Below are 16,243 nucleotides of genomic sequence, written 5' to 3'. Positions count from 1 at the left end.
ACCACCCTCTAGGGGCATAGACCAACGTCGAAGCAAGACCCCCTCGCGCGCAAACGATGACACGCCTCGTGCAATTAAAGGTAGAATTTTTTGGGATTTCGTAATATATTGCGGTAGTAGATTTGATTTATACCAAGCAGATTTCCCATGAAATACGCGACTTTTTCATGGCCGATTGCTGGCGGACGTGACAGGACTTCAAGGCTCTCAGATATGGGCGCATGGTGGGTCCGATTTGGTGAAGATGTATTTGTTTATGCCGCTGACAGCAAATGGCGCAGCGTTGCCGACAGCTTAGGTCGGGCCGACCCCGAAGGCGATGTCCGAAAGGGCGACATGCATCTTGTGGTCCAGAAGGGCAGAGTTTTCCAACTGGAGAACCCCGATGTTCCGGTTCTGATGGACAAGGGTCGATTTCTGGTGGTCGAACTCGACAGCGCCACTGCGAAACGTCTGGGCAAACGCGACGAACCATGTTTCCACATCGAGCCCCTGCGCGAAAACAGCGTGGTCTTCGAGACGCTCGCGCCGAAAGCGCGAAGCGCACCCGCCTCGGCGGTGGTCCGAATTGTAGAAGACCTGAGCCGCGCCACTTTGGAAAAATCGCTGTCGAAACTGGTGTCCTTCCGCACCCGGCACTCTCTTTCGGCCGAATTTCAAGATGCCGCGACCTGGGCCCGCGACAGGTTGACAGAGTATGGCATGACAACCGATCTCGTCGAAATCGACGTAGCCGGCAGAACATCCCTGAATGTGGTCGGGCGCAAGCCCGGCACCGGCACGGACAAGCAGGCCGTGCTGGTCGTGGCCCATCTTGACTCGGTAAATGCCGTTGATGGTCCGGATGCGCCCGCCCCCGGCGCCGACGACAATGCTTCCGGTTCGGCGGGTCTTCTCGTTCTGGCCGAAGCCATGGGCAAGCGAAATTTCGATCATGATCTGATCTTTATCTTGTTCGGCGGCGAGGAGCAGGGCCTGCACGGATCGGTGCAATATGTCAGCACGCTCGACACCGCAGAACGGGACCGGATCAAGGCCGTGCTGAACATGGACATGATCGGCACAATCAATTCCGACCCACAAAGCGTGCTGCTTGAAGGTGCGGACCTGAGCCAGTCCATGATCTACGGCCTTGCGACCGCCGCGGCCCAAGTGACTTCCCTAAGCGTGCAGACGTCCCTCAACCCTTTCGCAAGCGACCATGTCCCGTTCATTCGCGCAGGTATCCCGGCCGTGCTGACCATCGAAGGCGCGGACAGCGCAAACGACAGCATCCACACCGCTGACGACATCCTGTCCCACGTCAATCCCGGTTTCTCGATGGAAATCCTTCGCATGAACGCCGCCTATCTGGCGATCGAGGCAGGGATCGCGACGGATGCCCCCGTGGCCGAGCCGGAGCCCGCGGGCCAACCCGTCGGGGGCTGCAGCTGTGGCTGCACGGGCCTAGGCGATGCCCTTTCTGCAGATGAGATCGCAAGAACCAATCAGCTTGCCGCGCATTATCAGGCTTTGTTTGCGCAATATGCGCGCCTTCACAACGAAGGCAAACTCACTCATTTCGATTTCACTCAATGGCAGCAGGCGCGCGCGGCTTATAGCACGGCGATGGCCGCTGCCGGCCGCGGCGGGGCTCCGGGCCAATGGTAGTGCGGCCTGTCATATTGGCTTCGGCCGTCGTACTGCTTGGTACAGGCGTTATTGAGACCAGGGAGATTGCCATGGCAGACCAAACAATGCTCGCTCGCGAATGGGTGGAAGTACAGGAAGAAAGCTCCGGCGACCGGCTTGTCCTTAGGCCGCTCGATTATCCTGTCGCGCCGACCCGCGGCGGGCGGCGGCACCTGGATTTGTCCACCAGCGGCGCGGCAAGCAACCTCGCCCAAGGTGCAACCGACGAAATCAGCATGGTCAGCGAAGGCGGCTGGTCCCTGCAAGAAGATATTTTACGGCTCGATTTGGAGGGCTGGAACGGAACTTACGAAGTTGAAGAGATCGGGGACAAGATCCTCGTTTTGCGTCGGCGCTGAATGCGCCTTGGAACCTAGTAAATTGTTTGCCGCGTTTTCGGCTGAAATCATTTTTTAGGAGGAAGTCATGGCAGAGGAAGAAACCCCGCGCCATCGCGGCTGTGGCACCATGTCGGTGCATCGCCGCTTGCTCGATACCGATCCAGGCTATGCGCGTCGTCTTGCGCGGATCGAAGAACAGGCGTTTCGCGCACGAAGCGGGTTTATGGTGGCCCGACCGGGATGCACGCTCATTCCGGTGGTCGTGCACGTCGTCTACAAGACGGACGCGCAAAACGTGTCCCAAGCACAGATCGACAGCCAGATCGACGTGCTCAACCGAGACTTTCGGAAAACCAACCCGGACGTCTCCAGCGTTCCGGCCCCCTTTTCTCCCCTTGCGGGAGATGCGCGGATCCAGTTCGAACTGGCCAGCACCGATCCGCAAGGCAATCCTCACAGCGGCGTCATCCGCAAAGAGACCGACCGCGACAGCTTCAGTTCGAACGATGACGTGAAATTCGATGCACGTGGTGGGTCTGATGCATGGCCCAGAGACGAATATCTCAACATCTGGGTCTGCCAGCTTTCTGGAGGACTTTTGGGATACGCGCAGTTCCCCGGCGGCCCCGCAGATACCGATGGCGTCGTGGTGACGCATACCGGTTTCGGTACCACCGGCACAGCGGCGGCACCCTTCGACAAGGGCCGGACAACGACACATGAAATCGGTCACTGGCTGAACCTGCGCCACATCTGGGGCGATGACGGGGCGGGCTGTTCAGGTTCGGACTTCGTCGACGATACGCCGAACCAGGGCGGACCGAACACGGGCAAGCCAACATTCCCTACGATTTCGTGCAACAACGGCCCGAACGGCGACATGTTCATGAACTACATGGATTATGTCGACGACGATACCATGGTCATGTTCACCGAGGGCCAGATTCAGCGGATGCATGCATGCCTTGACGGCCCGCGCAGTTCTATCGGCACCTCAATTCCGTGTGGCCCGGGTCCAGTAGTCAAACTGCCCAAGGAGCCCCCGAAGGAGATCATCAAGGAGTTTCCGAAGGATCCCCCCAAGGAATTTCCGAAAGATCCGCCGAAAGAAATCATCAAGGAGCTGCCAAAGGATCCGCCAAAGGACTTCCCGAAGGATCCGCCCAAGGAGTTCCCGAAAGACGGACCAAAGGACTTCCCGAAAGAATTCCCGAAAGATCCGCCGAAGGAAATTCCGAAGGATCCTCCCAAGGAATTCCAAAAGGAACCTCCCAAGGACTTCCCGAAGGAAGGTCCGTTCGATCCGGGGCCCAAGACGCGCGATCCCGGGCCGAAATCAGTATTCGAACCCGGCCCAAAGTCTATCCTGGAACCCGGGCCAGACCCAAAATCCGTGTTGGAGCCTGGACCGAAAACGGTGTTCGAGCCAGGTCCGGGACCGAAAACGGTATTCGAACCGGGTCCCAGCCCGAAATCGGCGCTCGAACCGCCCATCGGACCAAGCCCCGGACCGTTCCCCGGCCCGATCCCAATACCGCTTGCAGGATCCGGTCAGCCGGCCACGCCGTTCGTGCTCGGAACCGGCCGGCCAGAGGAAACCGGTCAGGCAGATGGAACCGCATCGGCTTTGGGTCAGTATGCGCAGCTCTTGGCTCAATATGCAGGGCTGTATCAACGCGGCATGCTGGATGCTCAGGGTATGGCTGCATGGCAGCAGCTTTATGCGACCTATCGTCAACTGGGCGGACAGTGACTGTCTTACCAGAGTTCTTGGCCCCGGAGTTCACCCCGGGGCCTTTTCATGCGGACTGCCAAATACTTTGAAAGGGGAGGACGCACGTGATCCTCATTATTTCTTTTCTGGATAACGCCCATGTTGAGCGCGTCACACGTCATCTGACGCGAGACTATGAAATCGTTGACCTGTCATGGTTTCCCAAGGACATGCGCATGCACGCCATGATCTCTCCCGAGGTGGACGCCATGGCGCTAGACCTACCCCACGGAAGAAGACTGGATCTCGACGAAGTCGGGGCGGTCTGGCACCGGCGCATTCGGCCTTTCGAACTGGATCCCGCGCTGACGGAAGAAACAGCGCGCAGCTTCGCCTGGTCCGAGGCTGCAGAGTCTTTGCCGGGTCTTTGGTACGGGATGGACTGTTTCTGGATGAATCCACCTGATACCGACGAACGAGCCATGAAAAAGGTGTACCAGCATCGTTTGGCCGCACAATTGGGCCTTAGGGTGCCGGAAACCCTTGTGACGAACGATCCCGAAACGGCCAGAGCCTTCGTTGAACCGCGCATGGCCAGCGGCGTGATCCGAAAGGCCTTTCGGAACCATCCCTCTGCGCCACGACAAACCCTGAAGGTTGGACCGGCCGAACTGGAGCTGATCGATACCGTCCGCTTCACCCCGGTAATCTTTCAGGAATATATCCCTGTCGCGCTTGACCTGCGAGTGACAGTGGTCGACGGAGAGATCTTCACGGCGTCGTTTCGGTCGGACCCGCAATACGATGTCGATTATCGCGCGGGGATCGGAACCGCCGAGGTTGCACCTTATCAATTGCCCGACGACATTACCGACAAGCTGCGCGAATTCATGAAGCGTTTGGGACTTGCCTTCGGCGCCGTCGATTTCCGGGTTACGCCAGAGGGTGAGCACGTGTTCTTTGAGGTCAATCCCGCGGGCGAGTATCTTTTCGTTTCAGATCGGATCGACCTTCCGATCCCTCAGGCAATCGCCGCGACGCTGGAACGTCACGACGCCGCCCACAGCAGGTGACAAGCATTCCGGAGGCGCCAAAAAGCAAGAACACCCGGTGTTCGAGTATTCACGCTCCGGTATCACAGATCATCCGTGGTTGCTCGAAGCAACGGCAAGCCTACGGTGACGCGTCCTGACGCGATGTGTCAGGAACCGCATGTCGCGCCTACCGATCAATCCTCTTTCCGCTGGGTGATCGCGATGCCGTCTTCGATCCTCTCGTTTGGATGAACCAAAACCCGGTCGGTGTCCGAGACGCCGCTCAGAACCTCGGCAGAAAGATCATTTGTGCGTCCGATGCGGACCTCTCGCAAACGCGCGGTGTTACCATCCGCAATGAAAACCGCCCATTCTCCGTTCTGCCGGAACAAAGCGCTCAGCGGAATTTGCAACACGTTATCCTTCTCCCACTCCACGATACGCAAGAAAACAGAGTACCCATGCCCAAGAGATAGACGCTCTTCGAGAGGGGATACGAGTTCGAACACGATATTGACCCTTTGTTCCTCGATACCGAGTGCCGAAATTTTTGTGAAACCGGACGGTTCGATTTCCGAGATCCGTGCGGAGAGCGTACCCGGTCCGCCCCATCTTTCGACGATGGCGCGATCCCCGACCTGAAGGCGAACGGCATCGGTCGACAACACGTCCGCTACGATCTCAAGATCCTCCGGGCGACCGATCGATAAAAGGTTCGTACCGGCAAGCACCGGACGTTCGCTGATCACATCGATATCCAGGACAAGACCGTCGACCGGCGCGAGAATTCGCAAACAGCAATCGTCATTCGATCGGGCAAATCCCGCGGGATCCATCAGTGTCGCTCGTGCCCGATCAAGCGTGCCCTCTGCCATTTCGAGATTGGAAATGGCGGCCTGACGCGCGGCTTTGCGGACGCCTAGGGTTTGCTCGGCATTTTCCAGACGGGTGAGCGACGCGACACCGCGGTCGACCAGTTCCTTCGTACGGCGGAATTCACTCTCGGCAAGTTCCAGCTCTTCTTCGATCTGTTGCAGGCGACTTTGCGCCACGTGCAGGCCCGCCTCTGCCTCGCGCAGGGCAGCTTCGGCCTGAATGCGGCTGCGGGGATCCAACGGGTCGGACGCGGCCGGATCAATGATGGCGACAACTGTCTGGCCCGCTGCGACCGGGTCCCCCACCCTGACCGGGGACCGGCGCGCCACGCCACGGATGGTTGCCGCCACATCGTAGATTTCGGCAATCCTTGTTTCGCCCTCGACGTCGACCGTCACTTGCATGTGCGCACGCGCAGCGGTCACGATATCCACCGGCACGGGTTCGGTTCGGAACGCGACGAAGCCAAGCATCGCGACCGTCAGGCCGCCAATGACTGTTAACATCACAGTGCTTGTCTTCATTGGATTTTCCTACTCACGTGTCTTCATCACCTGCACCAGATCAAGCCTGTCGAGACGACGCCGGACGACCAGAGCCGAAACCAATGCCGCGCACAAAACAACCAGGCTCGCCTGCGCAAACCCGGCGGGCTTGAGCACCAGCGGAATTTCATAGAGATCGCTGGTCGATCCCGTTGCAAGAGCCTGCGCTATCGCCGCGCCGAGCAACCAGCCAAGAGGTTGCGCCAGAAGGGCCAATGCCATGGTTTCACCAACAAGAATGAAAGACACTTCGCCACGCGAAAAACCCAGGATGCGCAGGCTCGCCAACTCTCGGGCGCGTTCGGACAACTGTATGCGCGCGCCATTATAAGCCACACCTATGGTTATCAGCACGGCGACCGTCAGGTAGATCGTCGTCATGATATCGATGTTCTTCTGCACGGTCTCCTCGAAGGAACGGCGCATCTTGTTCATCTCGATCAGGCCGGTCAGTTCAGGTGTGCTTTTCAGTACGTCATGCAGGTCCGGCAAATGCTGCGCATCGACTTGCAGATTGGCCACTGAAATACGCGGGGCCTGACGCAAGAGCCGGCTGAGCGCGTCGATATCCATGTAAGCCCCGAGACCGATATATTGTGTGACGATCCCTGCGACCGGAACTGCATGGGTTTCATTTATCCTGCCCAGAAATTCTACGCTGACGATATCGCCCGGACTGACGCGCAATTGGTCAGCCAGACGTTGCGACAACATTACACCCGTCGCTGGCGGGTCGACCGATCTGCCATCTGACGCAATGATCCGCGTCAGATCAGAACCGGGGCGTCGCGCTTCGATTTCGACCCGCTTTTCGCGATGTCCATGACGCAGGACAGCGGGTTCGAACTGCTGACCTTCGGCGCGGATCACACCGGGTAATCGCATGACATCCGACAGCACGGATTCCGGAATGTCCGGATCGAACAGCAGCATAGCATCCTGTCGGTTGGATCTATCGAAAGTGGTCGATACGAGCAAATCGAGTGCCGCCGGGAAAAAGCTGGTGGCCACCAGCACGCCGACGGCAAGGGCCATCCCAAGCGATGTCAGCGCGGTGCGCATCGGCCAACGTAAGAGGCTTCGCATAATCATCACCACACCCTGCGAAAGATGAAGACCGGCCATCGCCCGGTCAATCAAAGTCCGCTTGAAACGCGGCGGCGCAGGCGGCGCCATGGCGACCGCGGGGGGCAAGCGCGCAGCCCGAAGCGCGCTACGGGCCGCGCCCAAGGCCGCACTAACGACGGCAAGAAGGCCAGACAAGGCATAGGCACCGTAACCAAGATTATAGATCAGGTACGGAAAGTCGAAGAACTGTGCGTAAAGTCGTGCGAGAGCCCTCGCAAGCCACGTGCCGGCGCCCCAACCAAGCAATATTCCGGCAACCGCAATCAGGACCGCAAGCATAAGATAGTGCAGACAGATTTCCCCATCAGAGTATCCGATGGCCTTGAGCAAACCGATTTCGCTGCGTTCAAGTGCGACAATCCGGCTGATCACCATACTGACGAGGAACGCCGAGATGGCATAAAATATCGGCGGCAGGATCAATGCGCTGGTCTTCAACTGGGCAAGTTCGGATTCTATGAAACTATTGGAAATCTGCAATTCGCGGTCATAGGCGCCTACTCCGCCATAAGGCTCGAGCAGGTTGTCCAGACGATCAATCACATCATCGCTGCTCATTCCGCGGTTAAGCTTTACCGCCAAGCTGTTGAATGCGCCGTCCATATCAAATGCCGCCTCGACGGCGATTTCAGGCATCCAGAGCACGCCGAACGTTTCGTTATCCGGCATCAGCGCGCCCGGACCAATCGTGTAGATGAATTCCGGCGACAGGAATGTTCCTGTGATCAGCAATTCGCGCCGGTGACCATTTAGATTGGCACGAAAGGTATCGCCAGGCTGCAGATCGTTGGCCTTGGCAAATGGCGCGTTCACGGCGACCTCGTGAGCAACGTCCGGCGAAGGTAATCGCCCCACCTGCAGCACCGGCAGGTTCAAATGCGGAACGCCCGTCTGCGGCAGCGAAAGAATTCGCGCGGTGACCGTTTCCTCTTGCCCAGGGACATCCAGCACCGCGAACTGCGAAATACGGGCATCGGCTGCGCGCACGCCGGGGATTTTGCGGATCTCCTGCATAACCCAGAGAGGCGCACGCTTTGCGTCTGCAAAGACGTCCGCGAAACGATTGCGCTCATAATAGGCGCTGCGAGTTTCTTCGAGGGAAACGAATGTGCCAAAAGTTGTCAGAAGGATTGCTACGCCGCAGGCCAGAACCAACGCGATCGCAATCGCCTGAGCCCAGAGACGCCGGAAATCACGCAACAGCTTGCGATCAAGCGTTGTCATCCGCAGCCCCTACCAACTGATTTCCGACGGCGCGAGGCGCATGGCGTTTTCCTCAACGTGATCAATGCGCCCATCTAGGAAATACACCACGCGATGGGCCATCCGGCGAATGGCGGCGTTATGCGTTATAACAACCGTGCTCGTGCCGAGCCTGTCGTTCACATCCTGCAACACCTCCAACACCTGCACGCCGGTTTTGCTATCGAGCGCGCCGGTCGGTTCGTCGCACAAAAGCACCTCCGGTCGTTTCGCGATGGCGCGCGCGATGGCCACACGCTGTTGCTCGCCGCCCGACATTTCGGCGGGAAAATGATCCAGCCTGTGCTCAAGCCCGACCTGAGCCAAGGCCTCGTCCGCCGGCATAGGATCGGGCGAAACATCAGTCACAAGCTGCACGTTTTCTCGCGCCGTTAGGCTTGCGACAAGGTTATAGAATTGAAAGACAAAACCGACGTGATCGCGTCTGTATCGGGTAAGGCCCCGGTCATTGAGCGCGGACAGTTCAAGATTGCGGAACCAAACCTTGCCCGAGGAGGCATGATCCAGCCCACCCAAGATGTTCAGAAGCGTCGATTTTCCACTTCCCGACGGTCCGAGCAAAACGACCAGTTCGCCCGCATTTAACGTGAGGTTCACGCCATCAAGTGCTCTTACTTGAAGTTCGCCGGAGTCGTAGATCTTGGTCAGTTTCTCCGTCACAAAAATCGTGTCCAAATCAAGATCCTTTCCGGCGGGAATTCTATCAACCGTGCGCCTTCATGCCTTGACCTGCCTCAACCGGAGTTTCGGAACAATGTCATACAGGCAAGTGTCCGCCAGACCGATAGGCGCGGTATCACTCAAGGCATTATCAGACAAAAATGATTATGTGCCGCGAAGAATCCGTCCACACATGTGGATGCTCAAAACGTCAGGCAAATCGTGCTGACGCGCCTGATCCGTTCAATGATCGAGTTCAAGCAGATCCTCATTCGGGGTAAACGGGTCTACGGTGGGAAGTACTTCTTTATGCTCCGGGATATCTTGATCATCCAACCGGCTGATAAGTAAATTGTATTCTGGGCGAGACATATCGATGCCCCCATTTATGCCCCTTGCAGGGCTTTTCCCTGCCGTTTTGCGGTAAAGCGCGTACGACCACACGTAATCACATACCTTCGTCAAACCCATTGCTGGCCATCAGCGCGCAGAAGGCCGCGACGAGACACGAAAGACATGTCGCGACCGCTGCATATACGAACTCCATCTCTGCAAGTATCGCGACCGTCGCAATACCGCCGAGCCGCGCGAATGTGATGTCCAGACTCGTTGAGACAGCGCTCATACCGCTGGAAGCTAGCCTCAGAATCAATTGAGTTGACGGCGCGTTGCTGCAGGCCAGACCCGAACCGACGAGAATCGATGACAAAATCGGCAGCAACAGGTTTTCATCGAAGTACAACAGCGGCAGTCCGGCGGCGATGAGCAGCGGGGCGGCGAGCATAATCATCCGGATATGCGGCTTGTCCACCATGTTCCGCAAGAGCGTACTCAAGGCAGAATAGGTCAGCCACAGGATCGTAAGTGCGAAACCGATGCTCGCCGCCGTGACTTCGTTCTTCGACAGCCAGACCGGAAGCCGGAACAAGTAGTAGGTGATAGCCCCGTAGGTGCAGAACACGTAGACAAAGGTCACCCAAAGGTCCCGGGCCCTAAACAAGGCGGAATAGTCCGTCTTCGGTTCGTGGCCCAAAGCCAGATCAACGGTGGTCTGTGATCGATTGAGGACAACCAATGCGACCCCCGCCAGCATCGCGGTAATGATGAAAGCGAAATGCCATCCATACTCGACCAGAAAGCTACCATAGAAAAGCGGTGCAAAGGCAGCAACGTAGCCCGCGATACCTCCCCAGAAGATAAGTGCCTTACCCGGTTTGTGGGGTGACGCACGTGTCAGAAGTATGGGCACGAGCGGCGAAAAGATACCAGCACCGAAGCCCTGCAGTATGCGCCCGACCATGAGCGCCACGAAGCCGTCCGCGGCCGCCACCAGGACTGACCCGCCCGCGAAAAAGGCAACCCCGCAACAAAAGACTTTCTTCGTGTCGAACCTGTCACCAGACCACCCCCCCGAGCAATACGCCGACTGCGACGGCAATGCCGTATAGATTAAATACCCACGCCAATTCGCCGATCGACAGGCCGAACTGCATTTGGATTGCCGGTAGGAGCAGCGGAACCAGCGTGATCTCCATTACGAACGCGGTATTTGCCGCGACGGGGCCTATGATCGCGCTGCGTGGCGACACGGCGATGGGGCTTGCCGTGCCGAATTCTGGCGTCTGGGATGTCATTTAGAAATTCCGACGGTCAGACAGTGACTCTAGCCGTCAAATGGTCCGGCGTCTCATCGGAGCGAGTGGTCGATTGAACCGCCGAAACCTTAGCCGCGCGTAGGATTTTTTCCGGCGGCTGCGCGAGCATTTTGGCCATGTCACTGGCCCCCATCCAGATCAAATGGTCCTCATCGGTCACCTGTTGGTCCGGGCCCAACCATCGACCGGGTTCACAGTGACAGTAACCATATCGAAGATGGGCCCCCTTGGCGGCCAACTGCTTTGGCACGAGCGCAAAAACGAATGACGGGTTCCAGGTTCCGACCATGATCTCGAACAAGACGCGCGACAAAAGCGACGTCGCACCCTGGCTGCGCGGGCCGCCAAGACCGCTAGCGCGCAGCCAGAACTCGCCCTGATAGCAGACCTTGCCAGTGATTTTTTGAAGCGCTTCGGGGCCAGAATAGAAGGTAAGATCCGGGTCTGGCGTTGTATCGGGGGTGATGTACTTGTGGCGATGTATCTCCAGGTGCCTTGCGAGTGAAATCCCCGACAGGTCAAGAAGACGCACGGCCTGGGTGTGAACTAACTCGCGATTTGCGTCGAAACCACAAACCCAGAAACCGTTGGCCTGGTCGATATACGAGCTCGCCACGTCAAACATCGGATAGATCGCACTGCGACCGGTCTGCTGGCTCCTATAGGCGCGATACTTGGCAAAATCGTCGCCGATTTCTAGAAAAATTCCCGACGCCTCGAGATCGGCAAGGATCCCGGACAGGCTACTAACCGATGCAAACAGTTTACTTGGCGTCATGCCCATCCAACCCGTCCCATTCTCTGGTTAACGACTTCAGGCTCCCATCAAATGGTTAATGATGTGTTAGTCGCTTTTCTGCAGTTTGCGGGATCTCCGATCTTTGTGCGGTCTTCATGTGCAAGTTGCCAGACCCTCCTGCGGCGGCTGTCCGTGCAAAGGCATGCGCTCACAAGGCGAAGCACCGAAACCAAAAGCGGCCAAAGTAAGGATTACTCATAGAATTAAGGGCAACAGGCCGCATGCTCCGCACTAGTTCCAACCGTTTGTTTTTAAAAGTTATTACCGAGACTGCCTGAAAGCCGGTGGGAATACAGACTACGGTGCCGGATCAAATCCTACGGCCTGCCGAACGACAATGCGGCATCCCAAAGGCGGACACGCAAGCGAAGCCATGAATTGGTCAAATCTGGCAAGGACTATCGGCGCGAGAAAGGAGTCGCCATGAGCCTCGCTAGGATGTTCGATAATTTCTGCCTCGTGTCCTACCCACCACCTGGGTCTGTAAACGTGTGCATCGGCCCTCCCGTTGAAGGCCCTGGAGGACGTTGGATTCCATGTGCGTCCGCGATAGCGGATGGGGCCTACGTGTCCTGCGTCTACGAGGTCGGGCCCGGTCGAAGACAGGTTTGTGCCGCCGACCAGCCGACGTCTTGCGCCAACGAGGCGTTGTCTCGCGCGATTGACCTCGCTGAGACGGCGGCCGCATAGGATGATCGGATCAATACGGCACCTTTCTGCACAGCATGGATACGATGTGGCCATTTAAATTGAATGATCGAGGAGCCAAGCAGTGTCGACCGATCGGTGACACAGCTTTGGTCACCCTCGGATTGACTGCAGTATGACGCCTCACACTGTGCGGCGGGCTTTGTCCGTGTCCTCTCGGTTAGGCTCCCAATTCACGCCGGAAAAGAACTTGCCACCGGTTTCAACAAGCCTGACAGACAAGTCGCTCTCGCTCATCGGTCGCCCGAAATAGAAGCCTTGCAGATAATCGCATCCCATTTCGCCAACAATCCGGGCGTGTTCTTCGGTTTCGACGCCTTCCGCAACAACGCGCATACTCAGACCCTTGCCGATGCAGATGATCGACGCGACCAGAGGCCTCGTACTCGGATCCATCACAACAGGTTGGATGAAATGGCGATCGATTTTCAGGATCGCGGGTCTTATGGCCAAGAGTGCCCGGACCGAAGCATGGCCCGTTCCGAAGTCGTCCAGTGCAACTGTCACGCCCAACTCATCGAGTTCGTCTATGGTCCAGCGCACGACATCTCCCATGCGATCCAGGTAAACCGACTCCAGAATCTCGACCGTCAGTCTGGCTGGATCGACACCGGAACTCTTGATGTCATGGATGAAGCTTGGATCCGCCAACCGGGCTGCTGAGACATTCACCGCAACGCGCGGTACGTCGACGCGCGCATCATCGAAACGCGACATGACGCCATGCAGGCTGGAAAACACGATTTCGTCTATTCTTTTGAGGATCCCCATATCCGCGGCGGTATCCAGAAACGCTGCCGGCGCGAGAATGCCCTTGGTTGGATGAGACCATCGCACCAGCATCTCCGCGCAGGCAATCCGGCCGGTCCGTGCATCAATCAGAGGCTGGAATTATGGAACGAATTCCCGCCTTTCGCATGCAAGTAGCAGGTCCGACGCCAACTGCTTTGTTGCAATGGAATTGGCGTGCATCTGTTCTGTAAAGAATGACCACCGCCCCTTTCCCTGCGATTTCGCATGGTACAGCGCCGAATCTGAATCCGCGACGACCTGTTCTGGATCCGCCATGCGTTTGTTGGCAATCGCTACGCCGATACTGGCACTGCAGTTGGTCGACTTGCCATCGCAGGTAAAGGGCGTCTGCAAACTTCGAACGAGTTCGTCAGCAAGACTACTAATGTTGAGAGCGCTCTTTCCGAGTGGTTTCAATATAACGAATTCATCCCCGCCCAGTCGAGCAACCAGATCCGAAGGATCGGTCACACTCCGCAACAGTTTCGCGACAGACACCAACAGCCGGTCGCCAGCATCATGCCCAAGTGTGTCGTTTACCAACTTAAAGCGGTCGAGATCAATGTAGAGCACGGCAAACTCGGTTCCGTGTTCTTGTAGTCTCGCAATCCAGGTCTTCAGTTCGATCTCAAAGTGCCGCCGGTTCGAAAGACCGGTCAGTGCATCTTCGTTGGCGTCCCGGGCCACAGACTTCGCAAGTTCGTGCAGGCGCGCGTTCTCTTTCTCAAGACGCTGAATTTTTTCAACGGCCCTAGCATAGCTTGTCTCATCCGATTTCGTGAGGTCCGCTTCCGCGCGTTTGGTCGGTTCGACGCGCTCTTCCTGCAAATCGATGATCGAACAGAGCCACCAGTGATTTCCAGTTTCGGGATCGGACAGGTGAACCCAACTCATGCGCTGCCAGTAAATCTCGCCGTTCTTACGATTATTGAGAGCCTTGATTGAAAAGTTTTCCCAATTCATCAGCTTTTCGATGATATAGAGGTGAACGCCCTGCTCCATGTCCGGACCGATCAGTATGGTTCCACGTTGCCCCAATACCTCGGTGGGTTCGTACCCGGTAATCCTGGTGAAAGCCTTGTTGCACCATTGAAGCTCCATGACCGCTCCGTCGTCGCTCGATGCCAAAGCAAGCGCGAGACCTTCCGTGCACATGTCGTTGACTTGATCGAATATCTGAGCAGGTATCACTAGCCGGGCCTACGTGGTTCACTCCTGCTATGGCAAGTAAGCGACTAGGAACGGTTAAACCGTGACAGCGTGCTGGCCTATTTTTAGGGAAAAATGGAACGAGATAAGAACATTCGGTCCGGTTCCGCCCAAGGCAAACGTGGCCCCAAATACCTGTTCCGGTCGAATAATGGTCCTAAGTCGCGCCTGTTTGATGGCTCATCTTCCCGGCGTCCTATCTGCGTTCGGCATTAAGGGGCAGACTAAATTTGGGCCATCGGTCTGAGCATTTCGGTCTGGCTGTTCGCGGTCGCCGCCCAAGGCATCGATCCGCGGAGTCCAAACTTAGTCTACCAGCGTGTCCTTTGCTTTGTCGATGATGAGGACCCTCGAACCAAGTGACACTGCAGCGCAGTGCATGATCAGTCGATACATGTCCGCTTGCGACCTTAGGCTGCTGACAACCCGTTCTAGGCTTTGTCGGGCTGTGCGGACATTGGCGCTATGCACAGAATTCGATCGAGCGTCGACGTGACGGCTTTGTCACATGTAGAACCGCCCCTTTCAAGGTCCTGACTCAAGGCTCGGAAGATGGCGCGACTAATATTGTGGCATGATCAAAGTTATGGTAAGGTATGAGTCTCTCAGTAATCAGTAGTTCATTGGCGACTTCCAATTGGATGAAGGCGTCACGGCGAATATCCTAGCTTTGGAAATGACCCAGCTAGGTAATGCGAAGATGCTTGGAGTCGATTTACAGTTTTATAGTTGTACCTCTGTCTTTTCAAAAGTCAGAGCACGATCGCTTTAAAGTTTATTGGATTCTTTGTTCCTTCTCGAAAACTTAGCAGTTCGGTAATTGGATCATAGCCAAAGATAACGTAACTCTAGCAATGCTGTAATAGTAAGAGCTTTGGCCTTCCAAAGCTTTCACTCGAGTTTTGAAAAATGGAGTAAAAACTACGTCAAACAAGCAGTTATTTTTTCAGGTATCTAAAATCTCTAAAGCCCGATGATCAAAAATTATTAAAGTCAATTGTAAATCAGGATGGCGTGGAAGTTCTACCATCCTGTGTGGCGGTTGAACGCAATTAAAACATAGAAACTCATTCAGGAAAGGAGAAGCACTATGCATAATTGTACAATTCTATCCTTCGTTGTGGCTACCTCGCTTGCCACTTTCATGTCCTTTGACGCGCCTCATATGCTGGCAGAGCGCGACCCGGGCGAGATACCAGGCGTTGACAACGCAGAACCTTGGTTGGCCGCTGATCGCAAGCGCGACAAGGTCTGTGACCTCGACAAGAGACGTCCCTTGCTGACCACTTTGCGCGATAAACGCGACGTATGCAGCATAGACGCCAAGCGCCCCTGGGTAACCGCCGAGCGCGATCCGGGTGAAGCCGCCGGAGTCTCCAACAAGCGCCCGTGGGTGACCGCAGAACGCGACCCGGGTGAAGCCGCCGGGGTCTCCAACAAGCGCCCTTGGGTGACCGCAGAACGCGACCCGGGTGAAGCTGCCGGGGTCTCCAACAAGCGCCCGTGGGTGACCGCAGAACGCGACCCGGGTGAAGCCGCCGGGGTCTCCAACAAGCGCCCTTGGGTGACCGCCTAGATGTTTGGTTCTTGCGTTTGGTGGATCGGGTTCATGCTCATCCTATTGCGTTTCAGCATCACCCCGATCCGCCGGTAGCACAACCGGCGCCGCTTGGCAGTGACGGATTGGATGTCACTGCGTATCGCAAGGATATTCGGCGGACGTTCGCTCCGGATCGTCCTGGGATTGGCAACGCCTGTCGCGACAATTCTTCGCAAGGCACTGCCGGGCAGCGAACAGATCAATCGGTTCGACGTTCCGAGATCTCATGATCCAGCAACGCTTTGCGC

The 16,243-nt window shown here is 56.8% G+C and carries 13 protein-coding genes; 5 read left to right on the top strand and 8 right to left on the bottom strand.

Annotated elements, in window-relative coordinates; all coding sequences use genetic code 11:
• Window positions 1–213 precede the first annotated feature (213 nt).
• The 4 genes from EZV60_RS01335 (at window position 214) to EZV60_RS01320 (ending at window position 4,799) form a co-directional block, all read left to right on the top strand.
• Window positions 214–1,650, top strand: coding sequence for a M28 family metallopeptidase (locus tag EZV60_RS01335; RefSeq protein ID WP_210115045.1), 1,437 nt, complete (start codon window positions 214–216; stop codon window positions 1,648–1,650).
• Window positions 1,651–1,721: 71 nt separating this feature from the next.
• Window positions 1,722–2,030, top strand: coding sequence for a hypothetical protein (locus EZV60_RS01330; protein WP_135501368.1), 309 nt, complete (start codon window positions 1,722–1,724; stop codon window positions 2,028–2,030).
• 67 nt (window positions 2,031–2,097) lie between these two features.
• Window positions 2,098–3,765, top strand: coding sequence for a M43 family zinc metalloprotease (locus tag EZV60_RS19230; protein ID WP_210115044.1), 1,668 nt, complete (start codon window positions 2,098–2,100; stop codon window positions 3,763–3,765).
• 86 nt (window positions 3,766–3,851) lie between these two features.
• Window positions 3,852–4,799 carry an MvdC/MvdD family ATP grasp protein gene (locus EZV60_RS01320; RefSeq protein WP_135501366.1) on the top strand — a complete coding sequence of 316 codons (948 nt, stop codon included), beginning with the start codon at window positions 3,852–3,854 and terminating at the stop codon, window positions 4,797–4,799.
• Between the two features lie 155 nt (window positions 4,800–4,954).
• Here EZV60_RS01320 and EZV60_RS01315 read toward each other — a convergent pair whose 3' ends face one another.
• From EZV60_RS01315 to EZV60_RS19270, 8 genes are all read right to left on the bottom strand, one after another.
• On the bottom strand, window positions 4,955–6,160 hold the full coding sequence (locus EZV60_RS01315; protein ID WP_135501364.1) for an efflux RND transporter periplasmic adaptor subunit: 1,206 nt from the start codon (window positions 6,158–6,160) through the stop codon (window positions 4,955–4,957).
• A gap of 9 nt (window positions 6,161–6,169) precedes the next feature.
• Window positions 6,170–8,533 carry an ABC transporter permease gene (locus EZV60_RS01310; RefSeq protein ID WP_135501361.1) on the bottom strand — a complete coding sequence of 788 codons (2,364 nt, stop codon included), beginning with the start codon at window positions 8,531–8,533 and terminating at the stop codon, window positions 6,170–6,172.
• Between the two features lie 9 nt (window positions 8,534–8,542).
• Complete coding sequence (locus tag EZV60_RS01305; RefSeq protein WP_210115043.1) at window positions 8,543–9,247, bottom strand: ABC transporter ATP-binding protein; 705 nt, start codon at window positions 9,245–9,247, stop codon at window positions 8,543–8,545.
• Between the two features lie 433 nt (window positions 9,248–9,680).
• Window positions 9,681–10,670 carry an MFS transporter gene (locus EZV60_RS01300; RefSeq protein WP_245306166.1) on the bottom strand — a complete coding sequence of 330 codons (990 nt, stop codon included), beginning with the start codon at window positions 10,668–10,670 and terminating at the stop codon, window positions 9,681–9,683.
• Window positions 10,627–10,866 carry a hypothetical protein gene (locus EZV60_RS19280; protein WP_245306165.1) on the bottom strand — a complete coding sequence of 80 codons (240 nt, stop codon included), beginning with the start codon at window positions 10,864–10,866 and terminating at the stop codon, window positions 10,627–10,629. The genes EZV60_RS01300 and EZV60_RS19280 overlap by 44 nt, the downstream gene beginning before the upstream one ends.
• Window positions 10,867–10,882: 16 nt before the next feature.
• Window positions 10,883–11,671 carry a hypothetical protein gene (locus tag EZV60_RS01295; RefSeq protein ID WP_245306164.1) on the bottom strand — a complete coding sequence of 263 codons (789 nt, stop codon included), beginning with the start codon at window positions 11,669–11,671 and terminating at the stop codon, window positions 10,883–10,885.
• An 846-nt stretch (window positions 11,672–12,517) separates the two neighbouring features.
• Window positions 12,518–13,273, bottom strand: a complete 756-nt coding sequence (locus EZV60_RS19275) for an EAL domain-containing protein (protein ID WP_280952561.1) — start codon at window positions 13,271–13,273, stop codon at window positions 12,518–12,520.
• 12 nt (window positions 13,274–13,285) lie between these two features.
• Window positions 13,286–14,287 carry a diguanylate cyclase domain-containing protein gene (locus EZV60_RS19270; protein WP_245306162.1) on the bottom strand — a complete coding sequence of 334 codons (1,002 nt, stop codon included), beginning with the start codon at window positions 14,285–14,287 and terminating at the stop codon, window positions 13,286–13,288.
• 1,198 nt (window positions 14,288–15,485) lie between these two features.
• On the opposite strand from EZV60_RS19270, the gene EZV60_RS01280 reads away from it, so the two are divergent.
• Window positions 15,486–15,971: a hypothetical protein gene (locus tag EZV60_RS01280; RefSeq protein WP_135501355.1), complete on the top strand. Its 486-nt coding sequence runs from the start codon at window positions 15,486–15,488 to the stop codon at window positions 15,969–15,971.
• The last annotated feature ends 272 nt before the right edge of the window (window positions 15,972–16,243 follow it).

It is taken from the genome of Roseovarius aestuariivivens (assembly GCF_004761875.1).
GTDB lineage: Bacteria > Pseudomonadota > Alphaproteobacteria > Rhodobacterales > Rhodobacteraceae > Roseovarius > Roseovarius aestuariivivens.
Note: the sequence above shows the minus strand (reverse complement) of the source record. Positions and strands in the feature narration are given on the sequence as shown.

Excerpts from the sequence above, each read along its gene's own strand:
- EZV60_RS01335 (WP_210115045.1), top strand. The coding sequence starts at position 214 with ATGGGCGCATGGTGGGTCCGATTTGGTGAAGATGTATTTGTTTATGCC.
- EZV60_RS01330 (WP_135501368.1), top strand. The coding sequence starts at position 1,722 with ATGGCAGACCAAACAATGCTCGCTCGCGAATGGGTGGAAGTACAGGAA.
- EZV60_RS19230 (WP_210115044.1), top strand. The coding sequence starts at position 2,098 with ATGGCAGAGGAAGAAACCCCGCGCCATCGCGGCTGTGGCACCATGTCG.
- EZV60_RS01315 (WP_135501364.1), bottom strand. The coding sequence starts at position 6,160 with ATGAAGACAAGCACTGTGATGTTAACAGTCATTGGCGGCCTGACGGTC.
- EZV60_RS01310 (WP_135501361.1), bottom strand. The coding sequence starts at position 8,533 with ATGACAACGCTTGATCGCAAGCTGTTGCGTGATTTCCGGCGTCTCTGG.
- EZV60_RS19280 (WP_245306165.1), bottom strand. The coding sequence starts at position 10,866 with ATGACATCCCAGACGCCAGAATTCGGCACGGCAAGCCCCATCGCCGTG.
- EZV60_RS01295 (WP_245306164.1), bottom strand. The coding sequence starts at position 11,671 with ATGGGCATGACGCCAAGTAAACTGTTTGCATCGGTTAGTAGCCTGTCC.
- EZV60_RS19270 (WP_245306162.1), bottom strand. The coding sequence starts at position 14,287 with ATGGAGCTTCAATGGTGCAACAAGGCTTTCACCAGGATTACCGGGTAC.
- EZV60_RS01280 (WP_135501355.1), top strand. The coding sequence starts at position 15,486 with ATGCATAATTGTACAATTCTATCCTTCGTTGTGGCTACCTCGCTTGCC.